This window comes from Magnetospirillum fulvum MGU-K5 (genome assembly GCF_000442515.1).
Taxonomy (GTDB): Bacteria; Pseudomonadota; Alphaproteobacteria; order Rhodospirillales; family Magnetospirillaceae; genus Phaeospirillum; species Phaeospirillum fulvum_B.
The window spans coordinates 1-5,530 of sequence record NZ_AQPH01000116.1 but is presented as its reverse complement, the minus strand read 5'-3'; the positions used below and the strand labels follow the sequence as shown (position 1 = coordinate 5,530).

Below are 5,530 nucleotides of genomic sequence, written 5' to 3'. Positions count from 1 at the left end.
TGGGGCCTATAAACCGCGCCTCGCCGGGACGAACCGAACGGTTTGAAACGGCGGGGGTTGACGAGTTAGCGGCTTCTGCCGAGGCAGAAAAAAAAGCAGTTGACACGGTGACCGGGGCGGGATAGAAACCGCGCCTCGCTGTTTCGGAGCCGGTGGTTCTGAAGCGGCGGCGAAGACCGGAAACGGAAATCGCCGCGAAGCGAAAAAAAGTTGTTGACACGGCCGGCCGGGCCGATTATAAACCGGCCTCCCCGCTGCGGCGGGGCCCGCTCTGAAGCGGGACGGAAATTCGGAAGAGTTTCCTGCTGTTTGACAAGTGAAGAGACAGGAAGGGATGCGCAGGCGGCGCCGGGTCTGGAAAGACCGGAACCGGCCAGAGCCTAGTGCATCTTGCAAATGCGTGATGTAAATTGCTTTGGACGAGCTCTGTTCCGTGCTTTAGGCACGGAAGTCAACTTGAGAGTTTGATCCTGGCTCAGAACGAACGCTGGCGGCAGGCTTAACACATGCAAGTCGAACGAAGGCTTCGGCCTTAGTGGCGCACGGGTGAGTAACACGTGGGAATATACCTCTCGGTGGGGAATAACGTTGGGAAACTGACGCTAATACCGCATACGCCCTTAGGGGGAAAGATTTATCGCCGAGAGATTAGCCCGCGTCCGATTAGCTAGTTGGTGAGGTAAAAGCTCACCAAGGCGACGATCGGTAGCTGGTCTGAGAGGATGATCAGCCACACTGGGACTGAGACACGGCCCAGACTCCTACGGGAGGCAGCAGTGGGGAATATTGGACAATGGGCGCAAGCCTGATCCAGCCATGCCGCGTGAGTGATGAAGGCCTTAGGGTTGTAAAGCTCTTTCGACGGGGACGATGATGACGGTACCCGTAGAAGAAGCCCCGGCTAACTTCGTGCCAGCAGCCGCGGTAATACGAAGGGGGCAAGCGTTGTTCGGAATTACTGGGCGTAAAGCGCACGCAGGCGGCGATCCAAGTCAGAAGTGAAAGCCCTGGGCTCAACCCGGGAACTGCTTTTGATACTGGGTTGCTAGAATCACGGAGAGGGTAGGGGAATTCCGAGTGTAGAGGTGAAATTCGTAGATATTCGGAAGAACACCAGTGGCGAAGGCGCCTACCTGGCCGTCGATTGACGCTCATGTGCGAAAGCGTGGGGAGCAAACAGGATTAGATACCCTGGTAGTCCACGCCGTAAACGATGAGTGCTAGATGTTGGGGTGCATGCACCTCAGTGTCGAAGCTAACGCGATAAGCACTCCGCCTGGGGAGTACGGCCGCAAGGTTAAAACTCAAAGGAATTGACGGGGGCCCGCACAAGCGGTGGAGCATGTGGTTTAATTCGAAGCAACGCGCAGAACCTTACCAGCCCTTGACATGGGGATCATCGGTCCGAGAGATTGGACCTTCAGTTCGGCTGGATCCCGCACAGGTGCTGCATGGCTGTCGTCAGCTCGTGTCGTGAGATGTTGGGTTAAGTCCCGCAACGAGCGCAACCCTCATCTTCAGTTGCCATCATTTAGTTGGGCACTCTGAAGAAACTGCCGGTGACAAGCCGGAGGAAGGTGGGGATGACGTCAAGTCCTCATGGCCCTTACGGGCTGGGCTACACACGTGCTACAATGGTGGTGACAGTGGGCAGCCAACTCGCGAGAGTGAGCTAATCCCAAAAAGCCATCTCAGTTCGGATTGCACTCTGCAACTCGAGTGCATGAAGTCGGAATCGCTAGTAATCGTGGATCAGCATGCCACGGTGAATACGTTCCCGGGCCTTGTACACACCGCCCGTCACACCATGGGAGTTGGCTTTACCCGAAGCCGGTGCGCTAACCGCAAGGAGGCAGCCGACCACGGTAAGGTCAGCGACTGGGGTGAAGTCGTAACAAGGTAGCCGTAGGGGAACCTGCGGCTGGATCACCTCCTTTCAAGGATGTCCCGGATCATCTTCGCTCACACGAGATGTCTCGGACACCTTACATATCCGGCCTCGGCGCCGTCTCCGCATCCCTTCCTCGAACGAGAAACGAAACAACGGGCTCGTAGCTCAGCTGGTCAGAGCACACGCTTGATAAGCGTGGGGTCGTAAGTTCAAATCTTACCGGGCCCACCACTGACCTGTACCGAGCTTGATCCGCTGTTCGACGCTCACTTTTCCCAAGAGGGGCCGTAGCTCAGTTGGGAGAGCGCGTGCTTTGCAAGCATGAGGTCGTCGGTTCGATCCCGTCCGGCTCCACCAATGGGGGTGTAGAGCTGGCCAGTTTCCGTTACGTTCGAGGATGTCTCAACAAGATTTGTCGCGGGCCCAACGGGGCGGCGACGGCATTGTCTCTTCGGAGATGACGCTGTTCTTTGTCATTGTGAATAGGTTTTTCTGATCTGGCGTGCGCCAGTAACCACATAAGTCAAGGTGGTTGGCAGCGCACGATAGTAAATCGCTGAAGTTTCTAGCGTTCCAGACGTCGGGCTTGTCCCTGCGTATGGAGCGATCAAGCGTCAAAAGGGCATTTCGTGGATGCCTTGGCACTGAGAGGCGATGAAAGACGTGGCACGCTGCGATAAGCCATGGGGAGCCGCGAGCAGGCTTTGATCCGTGGATTTCTGAATGGGGAAACCCCACCGTAAGGTGATCCTTCACTGAATACATAGGTGGAGGAGGCGAACCGGGCGAACTGAAACATCTAAGTAGCCCGAGGAAAGGACATCAACCGAGACTCCGCTAGTAGTGGCGAGCGAACGCGGACCAGCCCAGTGCTGGTGCTTACATAATCTGAACCGTCTGGAAAGTCGGGCCATAGCGCGTGATAGCCGCGTAAGAGTAAACCGAGCATCAGCCTCGAGTAAGGCGGGACACGTGAAATCCTGTCTGAACATGGGGGGACCACCCTCCAAGGCTAAGTACTCCTCAGTGACCGATAGCGAACAAGTACCGTGAGGGAAAGGTGAAAAGCACCCCGACGAGGGGAGTGAAAGAGTTCCTGAAACGGAATGCCTACAAGCAGTCGGAGCGGTCTTGAACCGTGACGGCGTACCTTTTGTATAATGGGTCAGCGAGTTAGTGTATGCAGCAAGCTTAAGCCGGTAGGCGTAGGCGTAGCGAAAGCGAGTCTGAATAGGGCGCTGAGTTGCATGCATTAGACCCGAAACCGGGTGATCTAGCCATGGGCAGGTTGAAGGTGGGGTAACACCCACTGGAGGACCGAACTCACGTCTGTTGAAAAAGACGGAGATGACCTGTGGTTAGGGGTGAAAGGCCAATCAAACTCGGAAATAGCTGGTTCTCCGCGAAAGCTATTTAGGTAGCGCCTCGGACGAATACCATCGGGGGTAGAGCACTGGATGGGCTAGGGGATCCCAAAGATCTACCAAACCTAACCAAACTCCGAATACCGATGAGTACTATCCGGGAGACAGACATCGGGTGCTAAGGTCCGGTGTCAAAAGGGAAACAGCCCAGACCGCCAGCTAAGGTCCCCAAATCATGGCTAAGTGGAAAAGGATGTAAGACGGCCAAAACAACCAGGAGGTTGGCTTAGAAGCAGCCATCCTTTAAAGAAAGCGTAATAGCTCACTGGTCTATTAGCTGTCTCGCGCCGAAAATGTACCGGGGCTCAAGCCATGTACCGAAGCTGCGGGTGTGCACTCTGTGCACGCGGTAGCGGAGCGTTCCGTAAGCCTGCGAAGGCGTCATCGTGAGAGGCGCTGGAGGTATCGGAAGTGAGAATGCTGACATGAGTAGCGATAAACAGTGTGAGAAACACTGTCGCCGAAAGTCCAAGGGTTCCTGCGCAAGGCTAATCCGCGCAGGGTAAGCCGGCCCCTAAGGCGAGGGCGAAAGCCGTAGTCGATGGGAACCACGTTAATATTCGTGGGCCTGCTGGACGTGACGGCCTCCGTGTATTGTATCCTCTTATCGGATTGAGGGTGCAGTGAAGGGGGTCCAGGAAATAACGCCAGCGTATAGACCGTACCCTAAACCGACACAGGTGGACTGGTAGAGTATACCAAGGCGCTTGAGAGAATGGTGTTGAAGGAACTAGGCAAATTGACCCCGTAACTTCGGGATAAGGGGTACCCTCTTTTGCGCAAGCAGATGGGGGTGGCACAGACCAGGGGGTGGCGACTGTTTACTAAAAACACAGGGCTCTGCGAAGTCGAAAGACGACGTATAGGGTCTGACGCCTGCCCGGTGCCGGAAGGTTAAAAGGAGGGGTGCAAGCTCTGAATTGAAGCCCCGGTAAACGGCGGCCGTAACTATAACGGTCCTAAGGTAGCGAAATTCCTTGTCGGGTAAGTTCCGACCTGCACGAATGGCGTAACGACTTCCCCGCTGTCTCCAACACCAACTCAGCGAAATTGAATTCTCCGTGAAGATGCGGAGTACCCGTGGCTAGACGGAAAGACCCCGTGCACCTTTACTACAGCTTTGCAGTGGTACTAGGATGTGGATGTGTAGGATAGGTGGGAGCCTATGAAGCATTGGCGCTAGCTAGTGTGGAGGCAACCTTGAAATACCACCCTTCTGCTTCCTGGTATCTAACCGCGCCCCGTGAACCCGGGGCCGGGACCCTGCATGGCGGGTAGTTTGACTGGGGCGGTCGCCTCCCAAAGAGTAACGGAGGCGCGCGATGGTGGGCTCAGGCTGGTCGGAAATCAGCTGTCGAGTGCAATGGCATAAGCCCGCCTGACTGCGAGACAGACAAGTCGAGCAGAGACGAAAGTCGGTCATAGTGATCCGGTGGTCCCGCGTGGAAGGGCCATCGCTCAACGGATAAAAGGTACGCCGGGGATAACAGGCTGATCTCCCCCAAGAGTCCACATCGACGGGGAGGTTTGGCACCTCGATGTCGGCTCATCACATCCTGGGGCTGGAGCAGGTCCCAAGGGTTCGGCTGTTCGCCGATTAAAGTGGTACGTGAGCTGGGTTTAGAACGTCGTGAGACAGTTCGGTCCCTATCTACCATGGGTGTTGGAAACTTGAGAGGACCTGTCCCTAGTACGAGAGGACCGGGATGGACGCACCTCTAGTGTACCGGTTGTCGCGCCAGCGGCATTGCCGGGTAGCCACGTGCGGACGAGATAACCGCTGAATGCATCTAAGCGGGAAGCTCCCCTCAAAACCAGGTTTCCCTATCAGAGCCGTGGAAGACCACCACGTTGATAGGTGGCGTGTGGAAGCGTGGTAACACGTGAAGCTAAGCCATACTAATCGCTCGATCGGCTTGATCGCCCATGCGCGGCGGCAAGCCCGACTTCTAGAACGCTAAAATTGCACGCGGTTTACTCCAGATCAGATACTTTGAGTTTCCTTCGACGACCTGGTGGTCATAGCGAGGGCCCCCCACCCGATCCCATCCCGAACTCGGACGTGAAACCCCTCTGCGCCCATGGTACTGTGTCTTAAGGCACGGGAGAGTCGGTCGCTGCCAGGTCTTCTAAGGAAACTCATAAAAACCTATCCACAAAGACAAACCCAACCCGCACCTACAAATCACCGCGGGGTGGAGCAGCCCGGTAGCTC

General features: G+C 56.0%; 2 tRNA genes and 3 rRNA genes. All 5 read left to right on the top strand.

Annotation, left to right across the window (positions count from 1 at the left end):
- The first annotated feature begins 452 nt into the window (after positions 1 to 452).
- The 5 genes from K678_RS16700 to rrf all read left to right on the top strand — a co-directional run bounded on the left by K678_RS16700 (position 453) and on the right by rrf (position 5,441).
- Positions 453 to 1,937 (top strand): 16S ribosomal RNA (locus K678_RS16700).
- A 108-nt stretch (positions 1,938 to 2,045) separates the two neighbouring features.
- Positions 2,046 to 2,122: transfer RNA gene (locus tag K678_RS16695), tRNA-Ile, on the top strand.
- Positions 2,123 to 2,172: 50 nt separating this feature from the next.
- Positions 2,173 to 2,248 (top strand) — tRNA-Ala (locus K678_RS16690).
- A 248-nt stretch (positions 2,249 to 2,496) separates the two neighbouring features.
- Positions 2,497 to 5,239: ribosomal RNA gene (locus tag K678_RS16685) — 23S ribosomal RNA — on the top strand.
- An 87-nt stretch (positions 5,240 to 5,326) separates the two neighbouring features.
- A 5S ribosomal RNA gene (gene rrf / locus K678_RS16680) occupies positions 5,327 to 5,441 on the top strand.
- Together the 16S, 23S and 5S rRNA genes with 2 tRNA genes alongside form the textbook arrangement of a ribosomal RNA operon.
- Positions 5,442 to 5,530: the final 89 nt, after the last annotated feature.